At 37.8% G+C, this 15827-nt stretch carries 16 protein-coding genes; 7 read left to right on the forward strand and 9 right to left on the reverse strand.

Features of this window, described 5'->3' with window-relative positions:
- The first annotated feature begins 215 nt into the window (after positions 1 to 215).
- Genes SCSC_RS06630 through SCSC_RS06645 form a run of 4 tightly spaced genes read left to right on the forward strand, consistent with a single transcriptional unit; the run spans position 216 to position 3870 of the window.
- Positions 216 to 1169, forward strand: a complete 954-nt coding sequence (locus tag SCSC_RS06630) for an ABC transporter permease (protein WP_006269745.1) — start codon at positions 216 to 218, stop codon at positions 1167 to 1169.
- On the forward strand, positions 1162 to 2124 hold the full coding sequence (locus SCSC_RS06635) for an iron chelate uptake ABC transporter family permease subunit (RefSeq protein WP_006269749.1): 963 nt from the start codon (positions 1162 to 1164) through the stop codon (positions 2122 to 2124). Before SCSC_RS06630 ends, SCSC_RS06635 begins: the two co-directional genes overlap by 8 nt.
- A complete protein-coding gene (locus SCSC_RS06640) occupies positions 2125 to 2877 on the forward strand; it encodes an iron ABC transporter ATP-binding protein (protein WP_006269739.1) in 753 nt (250 codons plus the stop codon). It begins immediately after the preceding gene.
- Positions 2878 to 2898: 21 nt separating this feature from the next.
- Complete coding sequence (locus SCSC_RS06645; RefSeq protein ID WP_003068226.1) at positions 2899 to 3870, forward strand: siderophore ABC transporter substrate-binding protein; 972 nt, start codon at positions 2899 to 2901, stop codon at positions 3868 to 3870.
- A 62-nt stretch (positions 3871 to 3932) separates the two neighbouring features.
- Here SCSC_RS06645 and SCSC_RS06650 read toward each other — a convergent pair whose 3' ends face one another.
- The 9 genes from SCSC_RS06650 to SCSC_RS06690 all read right to left on the reverse strand — a co-directional run bounded on the left by SCSC_RS06650 (position 3933) and on the right by SCSC_RS06690 (position 12167).
- A complete protein-coding gene (locus SCSC_RS06650; protein WP_006269744.1) occupies positions 3933 to 4664 on the reverse strand; it encodes a metallophosphoesterase in 732 nt (243 codons plus the stop codon).
- 310 nt (positions 4665 to 4974) lie between these two features.
- Complete coding sequence (recN, locus tag SCSC_RS06655; RefSeq protein ID WP_006269740.1) at positions 4975 to 6633, reverse strand: DNA repair protein RecN; 1659 nt, start codon at positions 6631 to 6633, stop codon at positions 4975 to 4977.
- 7 nt (positions 6634 to 6640) lie between these two features.
- Positions 6641 to 7072: an arginine repressor gene (locus tag SCSC_RS06660; RefSeq protein WP_006269766.1), complete on the reverse strand. Its 432-nt coding sequence runs from the start codon at positions 7070 to 7072 to the stop codon at positions 6641 to 6643.
- The gene (locus SCSC_RS06665) at positions 7065 to 7880 is read right to left on the reverse strand and encodes a TlyA family RNA methyltransferase (RefSeq protein WP_003068218.1); all 816 of its coding nucleotides are present in this window, start codon (positions 7878 to 7880) and stop codon (positions 7065 to 7067) included. The genes SCSC_RS06660 and SCSC_RS06665 overlap by 8 nt, the downstream gene beginning before the upstream one ends.
- Complete coding sequence (locus SCSC_RS06670) at positions 7846 to 8748, reverse strand: polyprenyl synthetase family protein (protein ID WP_006269753.1); 903 nt, start codon at positions 8746 to 8748, stop codon at positions 7846 to 7848. The genes SCSC_RS06665 and SCSC_RS06670 overlap by 35 nt, the downstream gene beginning before the upstream one ends.
- Positions 8745 to 8957 (reverse strand): exodeoxyribonuclease VII small subunit, encoded by a 213-nt coding sequence (locus tag SCSC_RS06675; protein WP_003068213.1) that lies wholly within the window; start codon positions 8955 to 8957, stop codon positions 8745 to 8747. The genes SCSC_RS06670 and SCSC_RS06675 overlap by 4 nt, the downstream gene beginning before the upstream one ends.
- Entirely contained in the window at positions 8935 to 10275 is a 1341-nt protein-coding gene (gene xseA, locus SCSC_RS06680) for an exodeoxyribonuclease VII large subunit (protein ID WP_006269765.1), read from the reverse strand. The genes SCSC_RS06675 and xseA overlap by 23 nt, the downstream gene beginning before the upstream one ends.
- Positions 10276 to 10367: 92 nt before the next feature.
- Complete coding sequence (locus SCSC_RS06685; protein ID WP_006269760.1) at positions 10368 to 11207, reverse strand: NAD(P)H-hydrate dehydratase; 840 nt, start codon at positions 11205 to 11207, stop codon at positions 10368 to 10370.
- A 105-nt stretch (positions 11208 to 11312) separates the two neighbouring features.
- On the reverse strand, positions 11313 to 12167 hold the full coding sequence (locus SCSC_RS06690) for a bifunctional methylenetetrahydrofolate dehydrogenase/methenyltetrahydrofolate cyclohydrolase (protein WP_006269746.1): 855 nt from the start codon (positions 12165 to 12167) through the stop codon (positions 11313 to 11315).
- Positions 12168 to 12436: 269 nt separating this feature from the next.
- Here SCSC_RS06690 and SCSC_RS06695 point away from each other — a divergent pair, with 269 nt between their 5' ends.
- The 3 genes from SCSC_RS06695 to SCSC_RS06705 are packed head-to-tail and all read left to right on the forward strand — an operon-like array spanning position 12437 to position 15800.
- Positions 12437 to 13729 (forward strand): ABC transporter permease, encoded by a 1293-nt coding sequence (locus SCSC_RS06695; RefSeq protein ID WP_006269762.1) that lies wholly within the window; start codon positions 12437 to 12439, stop codon positions 13727 to 13729.
- 11 nt (positions 13730 to 13740) lie between these two features.
- Positions 13741 to 14388, forward strand: a complete 648-nt coding sequence (locus SCSC_RS06700; RefSeq protein ID WP_003030192.1) for an ABC transporter ATP-binding protein — start codon at positions 13741 to 13743, stop codon at positions 14386 to 14388.
- A 23-nt stretch (positions 14389 to 14411) separates the two neighbouring features.
- Positions 14412 to 15800 (forward strand): ABC transporter permease, encoded by a 1389-nt coding sequence (locus tag SCSC_RS06705; protein WP_003068202.1) that lies wholly within the window; start codon positions 14412 to 14414, stop codon positions 15798 to 15800.
- Positions 15801 to 15827: the final 27 nt, after the last annotated feature.

Genomic DNA, 15827 nt, shown 5'->3' on the forward strand with positions numbered 1-15827 from the left:
TTTATCTATTTAATTTATTATATCAAAAAAATAACTTTTTGTGGAATAATTTTTCTGAATAAAATATGTAAAAGATGTGTATAGCTCTTTATTGTTCTCAATAGACAGAATTATTAAATTTTCAGAAAATAATTGACACTCTAATGTTTTTTTGTTAGCCTATTCTTGTATCTTAATTTAAAGTAAATTTTAGAGAAAGAGGGAATAGTTGATAAATGAAACAGACAAAATTTTTAGGAATTCTTTGTCTTATACTGGCTTTCATTTCAATTATGGTTGGTGCTAGCAGTTTTTCTTGGCATAAACTACTCAGTGGTGAGACTAACACTTGGCTATTATTTTTAGAGTCGCGCTTACCAAGGACTATTAGTATCATTTTAGCAGGATCTAGCATGAGTATTGCGGGACTTCTGATGCAAACTGTTACACAGAATCATTTTGCGGCGCCTAGTACAATTGGAACAGTAAATGCTGCAAAGTTCGGTATGCTTCTCAGCCTCTTCTTCTTTCCAACGGCGAATTTGGCTCAAAAAATGCTCTTCGCCTTTGTCTCTTCTATTTTTTTTACGATTATTTTTATTAGATTTATCAGAAAATTATCATTTAAGGAAAAATGGTTACTGCCACTTGTCGGAATTATTTATAGTGGTGTCATTAGCGCAGCTGCTGAAATTCTTGCCTATCGTTTTGATCTAGTGCAAAGTATGACATCGTGGACGCAAGGATCTTTTGCAATGATTCAGACACATCAATATGAGTGGCTTTTTTTGAGTTTTGTTATTCTGATTGCTGTCTGGCGGTTGTCTGCTACTTTTACAATTATGAATCTAGGAGAAGATGCTAGCCATAATCTAGGGATATCTTTTTATCAAATGGAAGGATTGAGCCTATTTCTCATTGCTCTCACAACCAGTGTGACAATGATTACAGTGGGCTCGCTTCCTTTCATAGGCGTGATTATACCAAATATTGTGCGAAAATTTTATGGAGATCATATCACGCGTATCAAAAGTATTACTGCCCTGACGGGAGCAGGCTTAATTTTAATCTGTGATATTATGTCACGTATGGTGATCCGTCCCTATGAAATCTCAGTTAGTTTGATTCTGGGAATTTTTGGAAGTTTAACATTCATTTATCTTTTATGGCGAGGTGCCACTCATGAATAAAATGAAAATCCAAACAAAAGGGCTCATCATCTTACTACTCTTTGTAGCTGTAGTAGCTATATTTTTCTACCTGATGCCAACGGAGTATCCTTTGACAGGCTTTATCATAAAACTGCGATCGCAAAAGTTATTGCCCTATCTAATCATTGCAGTTGCTGCTAGTTTTTCAACAATCAGTTTCCAAACGATTACTGAAAATCAATTTTTAACACCAAGTATCCTGGGGCTGGATGCTCTCTACGTGCTCATGCAGACTGTCTATCTATTTTTTGCCAATCAGTTTATTGGAAAGATATCAAATCCCTTGTTTGAGTTTATTATCATTTTGAGTATTCAATGTGGATTTTTCCTTTGTTTGCAGCCTATGATTAAAAAACTGTTACAACAAGGTTTTGTGTTCATCTTACTCATCTGTATGGCATTAGGGACACTATTTAGAAGTACAAGTACCTTTCTGCAAGTGTTGATGGATCCTAACGAATACGATAAGCTTCAAACTAAACTATTTCCTTCATTTCAACGAATGAATATGGAAATTGTTCTGATTGCTACTGTCATCATCGGACTAGTTAGTCTATATGTATTGAAAAAGAATGCTGTGCTCAATGTCTTCCGTTTAGATAAAAAGACAGCTATGATTTTAGGCATAGAGGTAGAAAAAGAGCAAAAAAAACTGCTATGGGCTATTGTTTTACTGACTTCGTCAACGACTGCTTTAGCTGGACCCATGATGTTTTTTGGCTTTATGATGTCTAATCTAGCCTATCTACTCATCAAAGAATACCAGCATAAATGGCTCTTTTTAGTGGCCAGTTTACTCGGCTTTATCTTTCTAATCAGCGGACAACTGCTGGTAGAGCAAATCTTTCAACTACAAATTAATGTCAGCATGGTCATCGAGTTAGTAGGAGGTTCTTTCTTCTTCTATCTCTTAGCAAAGGAGGCAAAACGTTAAATGCAATTAAAAAACATTAGCAAATCATTTGGGGAAGAGTTAGTCTTAGACGACATTCGTTTAAGAATTTCTCCCAGTAAATTCACCGCCTTTATCGGACCAAACGGTGCTGGAAAATCTACTCTTCTCTCTATCATGAGTCGCTTACTCAAAAAAGATCAGGGGTTTCTCAGTATCAAAGGAAAAGAAATTGAAGCTTGGAATTCTAGAGAATTAGCTAAAGAGCTAACGATTTTAAAGCAAAAAATCAACTATCAATCGAAATTAACTGTTGAAGAACTAGTTTCATTTGGGCGCTTTCCATATAGCCAAGATCACTTAACAAAAGATGATGTTCAACAAGTGGAGCAAGCCTTGATTTATCTGAATATCCTTGACTTGCGAAATCGCTTTATTGATACACTTTCAGGAGGGCAATTGCAACGTGTCTTTATTGCCATGGTTTTGGCACAGGATACAGATTTTATTCTTTTGGATGAGCCACTGAATAATCTGGATATTAAGCAAAGTATTGCCATGATGAAAATCTTGCGTTCACTTGTGGATGATCTGGGAAAAACGATTATTATTGTCATTCATGATATCAATATCGCTAGTCAATATGTGGATGAGATTGTCGCCTTTAAAGATGGGAAACTCTTTTGTCAAGGTACGACGGAACAAATCATGAAAAAAGAAACTTTAGATTCATTGTACGAAATGGACATAACCCTTGGTGAAATCAACGGGAAAAAAATCTGTGTATATCTATAATTTAAATTTGGAGGATTTCTGATGAAACAGAATACAAAAAAACTATTGTTATCTATCCTTACAGCTTTTGCTGTTGTATTTTTAGCAGCTTGTGGTGCTCATAATAAACAAAACACAAAGACAAACACTTCATCTTCTGCAAGTGAAGTTTCTATTAAATCGGCAGCAGGAGAGACTAAAGTTCCAATCAATCCTAAAAAAATTGTTACGTTTGACCTTGGTGCAGCCGATACCATTCGAGCTCTAGGAAAGGAAAGTAGTCTCGCTGGGATTCCAAAGAAAACCTTGCCTGCTTACTTGAAAAATCTTTCAAAAAACATCAAAAATGTTGGCACCATGAAAGAGCCTGATATGGAAGCAATCGCCGCCTTGAAACCAGATTTAATCATTGCTTCTCCACGTACAGCACAGTATGTTAAGAAATTTAAAGAAATTGCTCCTACTGTCCTTTTTAAAGCAGATAATAAAGATTATTGGGGGTCTACTAAACAAAATATCCTCTCCCTGGCAAGTATCTTTGGAGAAGATGGAACAAAAAAAGCTAAAAGCGAACTAGCTGCATTAGATAAAGAGATTGAAAGTGTTGCAAGTGCAAATGAAAAGTCAACTAAAAAAGCCTTAACGCTTATGCTGAACGAGGGCGCAATGTCAGCATTTGGTGCGAAATCACGTTTTGCATTTCTTTATAGCACCCTGAAATTCAAAGCCACTGATGCCAAAATTAAAGACTCTCGGCACGGTCAAGAGGTCAGTTTCGAAAGTGTCAAACAAATCAACCCAGACATTATTTTCTCTCTCAATCGAACTCTTGCTATCGGTGGCGATAATTCAGTGAATAAAGATTTATTGAATAATTCACTAATTCAAGAAACAAATGCTGCTAAAAAGAAAGCGATTGTTAATTTAACATCGGATCTTTGGTACCTTAGCGGTGGTGGTCTCGAGTCTACTAAATTGATGATTAAAGATGTCAAAAATATAGCTGGAAAATAAACAAAAAGAGTTGAAAGAAAACTTACTTGAAAAGTTCTTTCAACTCTTTTGTTGTACAACATTCAATTATCTTCCGCCACCAATGTATGATTTTTGACGAAATAATGTTCTAAAATGCCCTCGTCTCCGAATAAAACTCCATGGAGAACTCCACCATAGACAGCTCCACCATCCATACCAATTTTTTGATCCTGCGTTCTCCAAAGGTGACTTGTCCCAGGTCTCTCAGAAAAGAGATAAAAAGTTGGGGTATGACCAAATACGATTGTCTTTCCGGTTTGATTGTATCCCTGATGAAAGGGTTCGCGCAACCAAACCTTTTGATAATCACTAGTTTGGTGCCAATCTTTCAAATCTAAATCAATACCGGCATGCACAAAAATATACTGTTCTGTTTCAACAAAGAAGGGCATCTGACGGATGAAAGTCACGAGATCTGGTGCCTCTTCTAACACGCGCTTAGCATCTTCCACTCCATCAACAGGAGTATCTAAAGGTCGTCTTAAAATTGAATTGATTGTCGTATCTCCACCATTACGGCGATAATGTTCATATCCTCTCTCGGGATTATCTAACCAAGTTAGAAACATATACTCATGATTTCCAGAAATGCAAATTGCTCCTTGCTTTACAACAAGGTTCTTCACACACTCTAAAACTGCTCTACTATCCTCACCACGGTCAATCAAATCTCCTAAAAAAATGAGCTGGCTTTTTCCATCCCATTTTTTGAGTAGCGTTTCTAGCATATTTGCCTTTCCATGTACATCTCCAATTACAAAATAATTTGTCATGGTTTTCCTCCTAATAAAAGAAGAGGTTGAAATTCAAGTCTCCAACCTCAAAGCATCTTGTATAGTAAACAACTGGTGCAGAAACGAACTACTCAAAGTACTACTTTAAAGTTACAGATAAAACTTGCGAAGCAAGTCACTCTTCCAAATTCGGAAGAGTGCTTTTGACGAAAACTTCATTTTATTCCATTGCCGACTTAGCAGCCTTCTAGATACTTAAGCAACTTTGTAGGAATTAGATTATACAAATATCCGGGGTCATTATACCAGAACTTTGGCATAACGAAGGAGACGAACAACGTCAACCCATTCACTGTTTCAATAGTTCTCTAGCCTGCGTGAGAGCTGCTTCAGTCACATTTTCACCCGCTAACATTTTAGCAATCTCTTCGATACGCTCTTCATCAGACAACAAGCGAACTGTTGAAACTGTTGAATATTCATCTGATATTTTCTCGATGAAAAATTGATAATCTGCAATAGCAATCACTTGTAGTAGGTGCGAGATGGCAAGAACTTGTCCATTGGAGCCAATTTTATGAATTTTCTGAGCAATAGCTTGCGCAACACGTCCAGATACGCCTGTGTCTACTTCATCAAAAACAATGCTTGTCTTGCCTTCTTTACGAGAAAAAGCAGACTTGATTGCCAACATCAAACGTGACAATTCGCCACCGGAAGCAATCTTAACGAGCGGTTTGTAATCTTCGCCCGGATTAGTCGAAATGTAAAATTCAACATGCTCATTTCCCTCGCGGCTAAACTTTCCTTTGGTAAATTGAACTCGAAAATTCGCCTTTTCCATATAGAGATCTTTTAATTCTTGCTGAATCTCTGCTTCCAATTGCTGGGCTAATTCGTGCCGTTCCTGACTCAGACGACCTGCTAAAGAGACCAAATCTTTCTCTAGCTTTCTCAGCTCTTGATCCAAATCATTTGATGAGAGATTCTTTCCAGTCAAAAGCGCATATTCTTTAGAAATTTGCTCTAAATAAGCTAACACATCATCCACATGCCCACCGTATTTACGAGTAATGCTATAAATTAGATCTAGACGCCTTTCAACTTCTAAGAGACGATCACCATCAAAATCCATGTTATCTAGAATGTCTTCCAAACGCTTTGTTGCGTCTTCCAGTACATAGTAAGACTCAGAAAGATTAGCCGCAATTTCTTTGTAAGTAACATCGTACTCTTCGATAGCTTCCATATCATTCATGGCAGCTCGAATATTAGATAAACTCGAAAACTCCTCATTATCCAGCATAGCGTAGGCATTTGTCAAAGTGTCTGCAATCTGCTTATGGTTGAGTAATTTATCACGTTCTTGGTTTAATGCCAAATCTTCGCCAGCTCTTAAATTGGCCGCCTCAATCTCTGCAATCTGATATTCCAGCATATCAATTCGCGCCTTATTTTCTTCTTGATTCTTCTGAATCGTTATAACTTGCTTACGCAACTGACGATACTGATCAAAAGTTTGCTGATAATCCGCTTTGAGTTTAAAAAATACTTCATCTCCAAACTCGTCCAACATAGCAATATGTAACTGGGAACGCATCAACTCTTCTTGGTCGTGCTGACCATGAATATCCACCAAATGCTGTCCAACCGATCGCAAAACGGATAAATTGACCATTTGACCATTAATACGACTGATACTGCGACCGTTTTGGAAAATTTCTCGCCGAATAATCAACTCATCTGTCATATCAAGCCCTTGCTGCTCAAAGATTTCAACCAAAGCTTTACTCTGTTCAATCGCAAACAGTCCTTCAATCTCAGCTTTCGGAGCGCCATGACGAATCACATCTGTTGTTGCTCGGCTTCCCAACATCATATTCATAGCATCAATGATAATAGACTTCCCAGCACCCGTTTCACCTGTCAAAACAGTCATGCCTTGCTCAAAATTGAGAGAAACCTCTTCAATAATTGCAAAATTTTTAATGGAAATTTCAAGTAACATAGGCTACCTACCAATTTTTTATCTCTTCCAATACCTTATGAGCCATTTCTTCATTACGGAAAATAAGGAGGATTGTGTCATCATCCGCTAAAATACTAAAAATGTCATCAGAAAAATCTTCTACGATTTGTCGCTTCACAAAAGCTGTGCTTCCAGGGACAAGGCGAAGGTTGATCATATTTCTTAACAACTCAAAGTCTAAAATATTGTTATCCGCTAATTTTAAGCTTGTACTAGCTGATTTTGGTAATTCATAGATATAGGTGTTATTCTTCTGCGGAATTTTGACAATTCCCAGCTCTTTAATGTCTCGTGAAATGGTTGCCTGTGTTGCTGTGATTCCTGATTGTTTCAGATATTCTACAATGGCTTCTTGTGTTCCAACTTCATAATCCGACACAAAATGTCTAATTTTTTCTAATCTTTCTTTTTTATTCATCCTTAAATTCCTTATGTGCTGTTTCCACGACAGTTGTAATCATCGTCCTTACTAGGTTTTCGGGGTGAAACCTTTTTTCTAAATAGGCCAGAAATTCCACATTCCCATGTCCACCTTGAATAGGGGAGAAATCCAGACCTTTAACGGAGAATCCGGCTTCAACCATAAAGTCCGTTACTTTTTCTAAAACTGCTTGATGCACTTTTTTATCTTTTACAATTCCATTCTTGCCAATTTGCTCTCTACCAGCCTCAAACTGCGGTTTAATGAGTGCCACAACTTCCCCATTTTTAGCCAAAATCTTATGCAAAGCTGGTAGAATGAGACGAAGCGAGATAAAACTGACATCAATGGAGGCAAAACTAGGTATCTTCTCAAAATCAGCTGCTTCAGCATAACGAAAGTTAAATTGCTCCATGCTGACCACTCGCTCATCTTGACGGAGTTTCCATGCCAGCTGATTCGTGCCGACATCTACTGCGTAGACTTGCTGCGCACCATTTTGCAGCATAACATCCGTAAAGCCACCTGTCGAGGCTCCAATGTCCAGCGTGACCTGCTCCTCAACTGAAATGTCAAACACCTGCAAAGCCTTTTCTAATTTTAAACCACCACGACTGACATATTTGAGCTTTTCTCCCTTGAGTTTCAACTCCATACTTTCATCAATTTTTTCACCAGGTTTATCAAAACGTTGACCATTGGCAACGGCAACAACTAAACCTGCCATGACCCCTCGTTTAGCTTGTTCTCTCGTTTCAAACAAACCTTGCTTATAAGCTAGAACATCTACTCTTTCCTTCGTCATTAAGTCTCAAACTTTCTATTATTTTTCTGATAGCAGCCCCTGAAAAATCTATGTCCATTTCTACCTCTGCTAATAAAATCTCAGCTGCGCTCAATTGTTCTTCAAAGAAATGCTTAGCACCATCCAAGCCCAAAAGAACTGGATAAGTGGCCTTCCCTGCTGCTACATCTTTCTGTGGTGTCTTCCCCAAGTCCTCAAAACTCGCTGTCTCATCTAGAATATCATCTCGCACCTGAAAAGCTAGTCCAAGTAATTGACCCGTTTTTCTTAATTTTTCTTGCTGCGGTTCTGCTAGTTCAGCAATCAAACCAGCTGCAATAAAAGGATAGGTCAGGAGCTTACCAGTTTTGTTAGCATGAATAACCTGTAACTCTTCCAAACTAACGCCCCGACCTTCTCCTTGCATATCAAGAACTTGACCTCCAACCATGCCAAAGGTTCCAGCAGCTTGAGATAATTCTGCAATTAAGTTTGCCCTAATCTGACTAGGTAATGCCGCTTCTGCTACTAAGGCATAAGAATCCAAAAAGAGCGAATCCCCTGCTAAAATAGCCATATCCTCTCCAAATTTTTTGTGGCTGGTTAAACGACCACGACGATAATCATCATCATCCATAGCTGGCAAATCGTCATGAATCAAACTTCCAGTATGAATCATCTCAAGCGCTGCGGCCACCTGAAAATGGGCCTCCGTCAATTCCAAACCCATACCTTCTAACAATTCCAAAAGCAGCAGAGGGCGAATCCGCTTGCCGCCTGCATTGATTGAGTAAAGAACCACTTCAATCAAATCAGCCGATACCATCTTTTGAACATAAAAATTCTCAATAGTCCGCCCAATTCTAACCAATTTTTCGTCTTGTTTCATTCCACTTCCGTTTCTGTGCCGTCAGCCTGCATAACCTTGACCAGTGTTTTTTCTGCCTTATCTAAGGTTGCTTGAAGTTCTTTTGAAAGTTGCATTCCTTTTTGAAACTCAGAAATCGCTTCTTCCAAAGGGACATCTCCGTTTTCTAACTTTTGCACAATGACTTCTAAATCAGCTAAATTTTCTTCAAATTTCTTTTCTTTTGACATTTTTTACCTCAACTTCCAGATGACCGTCATGCATAACCACACTGACCTTGTCACCCTTTTCTATATCTTTGGTACCTGATAGCACCTTGTCGTCTTTTTGAACAATCGCATAGCCACGAGCTACAATTCGACTGGTATCCAACATAAGCAATGCATCAGATAAACGCTTGACTTCTGCTACCTTGTAATCATAAATCACCGCCATATTGCTACGTAAAAGGCGTTCCAACTGGACTGCACGTTCTTGATAAGTCTGAACCATCCTTAAAGGAGATAAAGCCTCCAAACGATGTTCTAAGAGCTTTGCTTGCTGCATCCCTTCACTATAATATTCGCGAATTTGTTGCTTGAGTCGCAAATTTAATTGATCTAATTTTTGAAGATAGCTATCATATAATCGTTCCGGTTGACGAAAAATGACAGACTGGCTCAACTTAACCAATCGCTCACGATTATAGGTAAGACGATTAGACGTAGCAGTAGCCAAACGATTTTGTTGCTGCTGTATGTGGGCTAAGAGATCCAATTTTGTTACAGGTGTTGCTAGTTCTGCAGCGGCAGTTGGCGTTGCGGCGCGTCTATCTGCAACAAAATCTGCCAAAGTCGTATCTGTTTCATGCCCTACACTTGAAATGATTGGAATTTGAGATTCAAAAATGGCACGGACAACAATTTCTTCGTTAAATGACCAAAGATCTTCAATTGATCCACCACCTCGACCGATGATAAGGACATCTAAATCCCTTCGTGTATTAGCACGACGGATACTATCTGCCACCTGAGTAGCAGCTCCTTCTCCCTGTACTTTGGTTGGATAAAGAATAATCTCTACTCCTGGAAAACGACGGCTAACAGTTGTAATAATATCACGAATCACTGCACCACTAGGACTAGTCACTACCCCAATTTTCTTAGGAAATCGTGGTAAGGTTTGTTTAAATCGAATCTCAAACAAGCCTTCTTCCCCTAATCGTTTTTTTAGCTGCTCAAACTGAATTGCCAAAGCCCCTACACCATCTGGCTCCGCTTTTTCAATGATAATAGAGTAGGAGCCACTTGGCTCATAAAGCTGAATCCGACCGACAACATTGATTTTCATGCCTTCTTCCAAGTCAAAACCTAGCTTTTTGTAAACTCCGCCCCAGATTGTTGCCTGAATAACAGCCTTTTCATCTTTGAGAGAGAAATACTGATGATTCGGACGTTTGCGAAAATTGGAAACTTCTCCTGTCAGATAAACCCGCTCTAAATAAGGATCTTTATCAAACTTTAACTTTAAATATTTAGTCAAGGTCGATACAGATAAATACTCAGCCATTTCTCTCCTTTCTTCCCCTATAGTTCTTCTTCATTTGTAATGTTTATTATACCAAACTATCTATAAAAAATCATTGACAGAATTCATAAACACTAACACCATTTCTTCATCCACTTAGGAATCGCTTTACTAATTTCTGTTGGCAAGACCACATAAGATTTTTTGCTCAACTCCTCTGCAATCGCAGAATGAAGATAGACAGCGGCAGTTACACGATCTAGTAGAGAGCTCGTTTTAAATTGTCCTGTAAAGCCTGCAATCATACCTGCAAGCGTGTCCCCCATACCGCCTGTTGCTTGATACGGACCTCCAATGGACAGTTGAAAACAGTTCCGATTTCCACTTTGAAAAATAGTCGTTCCATGTTTTTTTTGAACAACGATAGTTTTAACAGGAAAAGCATTAACTGCTTCTTGACTTTTTTCGAGTGTCTGCTCTGTTAACTTTAATCCACTCAACCGTTCCCATTCTTTTTGATGTGGTGTAAAAATCGTCTGTGCCTTTGGAAATGGCAAAACTTCTTTGCTAAAAAAAGAAATGGCTCCACCATCCATGATAAAAACTTGACGTTCACTAGCAAGATTTATTACCAACTGTAAAGTAGCTTTTTCAAAAGGATTTTCAGCCAAACCTGGACCAATCAATAGCACATCTGCCTTTTGGATCTGTTCTTTCAATAATTTCTCGTCCCGAATATCAAAAGCCATTGCTTCAGGTAATTGTGCATGTAACGATGGGATATTTCCCTTATCTGTTGCCACTGTGACTAAGCCAGCTCCACTATAGATCGCAGCCATTGCTGCCATTATTATTGCGCCACCAAACGGATAAGTACCGCCAATCAATAACAGACAACCATACTCTCCCTTGTGACCATTCAGCGCACGTGGTTGAATAACCTTTTTCAATAATGTATAGTCTACCACTTTCATGTTTGCTCCCTTCACTTATGCCAGTAGAGAAGTGACACCCTTGTTTATCTTTATTTTACCATAAACGAAATAGACATGTCTCCAAAATCGAAGACATGTCGCATTCTATTTCTTCAAACTGCGTTTGCAGGCTCTATATGTCTGTTCCACGAGCATAGTAATGGTCATGGGACCAACGCCCTTTGGCACAGGAGTAATGAGACTAGCGATTTCTGATACTTCATCAAATTTTACATCGCCAATCAATTTACCATTCTGATCGCGGTTCATCCCCACATCAATCACGACTGCACCTTCTTTAACAAAATCTTTCGTCACAAAGTGACCACGACCAATAGCGACAACCAAAATATCAGCCTTTTTTGTTATTTCTGACAAATGATGTGTCCGCGAATGAGTCAAAGTCACTGTGGCATTTTTAGCCAGCAAGAGCTGTGCCATGGGCTTACCCACAATATTACTTCGTCCAATGACCACCGCACGTTTGCCTTCTAAGTCAACACCATACTCATGAAACATTTCCATAATACCAGCAGGTGTTGAAGGGATCATAACAGGATGGCCACTCCAAAGTCGCCCCATATTCATCGGATGAAAGCCATCCACATCTTTATCGGGATCAATCGCTAGCAGCACCGCTTCTTCATCAATGTGTTTGGGAAGAGGCAATTGCACTAAAATACCATGCCAAGCTGAGTCTTGATTGTATCGTTCTATCAAAGCAAGTAATTCTTCTTGACTAGTCGTTTCTGGCAAACGTACCACTTCACTATGAAGCCCTACAGACAAAGCGGAGCGCTCTTTATTTCGCACATAAATCTGACTGGCTGGGTTATTCCCCACTAAAATCACTACAAGTCCTGGAATCGATCCTGTTTCGTCTTTTAATTTTCTAACCTTTTCTGCTAACTGTATTTGCAATTTTTCTGCCAAAGCCTTGCCATCAATTATCTTTGTCATATCTATCTCATTTCTAATTTCTTCATTCTATTATAACATATAACAAAAAAATGACTGCTTTTTCTTATAAAACATTATCAATCAAAAGATCGTAGAATTCCTTTCTTCTTTCAGTTTTTAATATTTTATAAAAAATTACAGAAAAAACAGAAAAAAATCAGCCAAAAAACTTAAAATTACCTTAAACCTTAAAACTATTTTAAGGTAACTGCTTTAACATAGAACACGGTACCGATTTAGTTTAAAAATATATAGAAGGGAAGAAAATTATGCACATAGCCAAGCAGGCTTTGAATTACATCAGTAGAAAAAGAGTTAAAACTCTTCTTGTATTTCTGATACTTACTCTCATTTCAACTGCCTTAACTAGTAGCTTTTCCATTATGGGAACAACTAATAATATCGAAAAGAAAATCTATGACGCATCTAATACCGGCTTTACCATAACTAGTAAAACACTTGAACGACCACTTTCACTAAAAACAGCAGAAAAATTACTTGAGAATAAAGAAATTTCAAAATTCAACTTCAAATACGATGCTTTAGCAAGTTTGACAGATAAAACTGTTGTTAAGAAAAAACAAGGTGTCACAAGAGACAATCAAAACCCTGTCCTCAACAATCTGGTTGCTGCATTAGGAACAAGTGATTCTACTCTAGAAACAACCTTTGCAAGTGGTGTTTTCAAACTTGAACAAGGAAAGCCAATTCGTAAAGGCGATAAATCCAAGATTCTCATCCATGAAAAATTAGCTAAAAAGAACCATTTAAAGGTTGGAGATAAACTAAAACTAAAGGGAGCTTCCTTAAAGGATGAGGATGCTAAACAACTCCATGAAGTAGAGTTTGAAATTGCTGGTATCTTCTCTGGAAAAAAAGAAGAGAAACAAACCGGTTTAAGCTCAGATGCGACAGAAAATACTGTCTATATGGACTATGAATCGAGCCAACACTTACAAGGCTACAAACCAGCTGATTATAAATTATCTGCAGCCGTTTATTTCGTATCAAATCCAAATCAAATTGATAAAGTCATTAATACAGTCAAAAAGTCAAAAATTGATTGGAAGCAAACTGATCTTGTTAAAAATTCTAAGGCTTTTGAAGCAGTTTCTTCTTCTGTTACCAGTTTCAAACAGATTATTAATGTTTTAACTTTCAGTATCATTATTGGAAGTATCATCGTTCTTTCCTTGATTCTCATGTTCTGGTTGAGAGAAAGGATTTATGAAATCGGAGTACTATTATCTCTCGGTATTTCAAAAGCGATGATTATCTCTCAATTCATACTGGAACTGGTTATCATATCAGTATTTAGTATGGCACTAGCTTCTATTAGTGGCTCTTATATTTCCACTATGGTATTCAAAGGGTTTATAAAAGGCGGTCAACAACAAGATAGCTCATCCGCTATTTTTGAAAATATCGTTCCGCAGTTACATACCTCTACTATTCTGATGACTTATGGAATACTGCTCATCATCATTTTACTTGCAGTAGTAGGTTCATCTTCTATTATCCTACATAAAAAACCAAAAGATATTTTAACCGATATAAGTTAAGGAGACAAAACATGACAATTTTAAAAATGGATTCAGTTAGTTACCAATACAATAGCCTACAAGAAAATGTATTGAATCAGATCACAGCTTCATTTGAAGAAGGAAAATTTTATGCTATTATAGGGAAATCTGGTGCAGGAAAATCAACCTTGCTTTCCCTTCTTGCAGGACTTGATACTCCTACAAAAGGAAAAATCCTCTTTGAAGATCAAGACATCGCTCAAAAAGGCTATAACCATCACAGACGGAAACAAATCTCCCTGGTTTTCCAAAATTATAATTTAATCGATTACTTAACTCCGATGGAGAATGTTCGACTCGTAAATTCTCAAGCAAATAAAGATAGCTTACTACAACTTGGACTCAACGAAAAAGAAATCCATCGTAACGTATTACGATTATCAGGTGGCCAGCAGCAACGGGTTGCTATTGCACGCGCTCTTGCATCTACAGCACCAATTATCTTAGCAGATGAACCAACTGGGAACTTAGATGAAGGTACTGCCATGGACATCATTGAAGTCCTAATTAAATCAGCTAAACAAAAAAATAAATGTGTGATTGTGGTGACACACAGCAAAGAGTTAGCTAATAAAGCAGACGTCGTCTTAGAGTTAAGCAATAAGAACTTAGTCGAAGTCACTAAGAATTATAAATAAGACCTCCAAGGAGAAGAAATTATATGTTAACGATAAAGAACGCTCTTGCCTATGTATGGCGCAAAAAAATAAAAACACTGATTATCTTTTTGATCCTGTTAGCCATCTCTACTTTAACACTTGGCAGTATTGCTGTTAAAAATGCAACAGACGCTGCTTCAAAAGAGACTTTCAAAAATATCACTAGCAGTTTCTCAATGCAGATTAACCGCGAAGTGAACCAAGGTACGCCTCGCGGAGCAGGAAATCTTAAAGGCGAAGATATCGAAGCTGTGGAAAAAGTTAAAGGTATCTCTGGCTACATCAAACGAATGAATGTTGTCGCTGACTTAATTGATCACCAATTGGTTGAATCTGGAGAAACTGACTTTGAAAGCGAAGATAGAAAACAAAAATTCGGCCGTGCCATTATGGCAACAGGTATCAACGATTCATCTAAAGATGATAAATTTACCGCAGAAACCTTCAAACTAGTTGAAGGTAGACATATCAACAAAAATGACAAAAATGTTGCTTTAATTCATAAAGATTTTGCAGAAAAGAACAAACTTAAAGTTGGCGATACGATTAATATAAAATCGAATACTTATGACTATGATAACGTTCGCAAAGCTAATAAAACGACTAAAGTGACAGTTATCGGAATTTTTGACGGGAAAAATAAAGGAGGCGTTTCTAGTCCTCAAGAATTGTATGAAAATACCTTTATCACAGACTTAGAAACGACTAAAACTTTACAAGGTTCAACAGATAAAAACGCTATTTATCAAGATGCTACTTTCTTTGTAAACGGTAGCCAAGATATTGATAAAGTGATGGCGAAAGTAAAAGAAATATCATCTATTGATTGGGAAGCCTACACCCTTGTTAAGAGCACAAGCAACTTCCCAGCACTTCAATCTTCTATTAACGGTATTTACGGCGTTACTGGAAACCTCTTAATCGGAACGCTAATCTTTGGAGCGATTGTTCTTACCCTAGTCTTGTTCTTATGGATCAATGGTCGTAGAAAAGAAATGGGAATCATGCTTTCAATGGGAATTAGCAAAACAAAGATTTTCTTCCAATTTATCACAGAAGTTCTCTTTGTAAGTATATTTAGCTTCATTGGTGCTTACTTTGCAGGTAGTGCTGTCAGCAAGGTGATGGGAAATAGCATTTTAAAACAAGTTACCAGTGGTATTGCTGAAAAACTAGCTCGAGAAGGTAAGAGCGCCAATCTTGGAGGCGGGGCTGAAGTGGATGGCTTTAACAAGACCCTCACTAGCCTCAATGTACATGTATCTCCTGATGATATGACAAAAGTGGTCATCTTTGGACTTGCCATTATCATCGTTTCCGTCCTCATTGCTTCAATCACGCTCCTTAGTAAGCAACCAAAAGACTTACTAATGGGAGATAATAGCAAGTAGAACACAGAAACCATTCATATAAAGAGG

The sequence above is a fragment of the Streptococcus constellatus subsp. constellatus genome (assembly GCF_023167545.1).
Taxonomy (GTDB): Bacteria; Bacillota; Bacilli; order Lactobacillales; family Streptococcaceae; genus Streptococcus; species Streptococcus constellatus.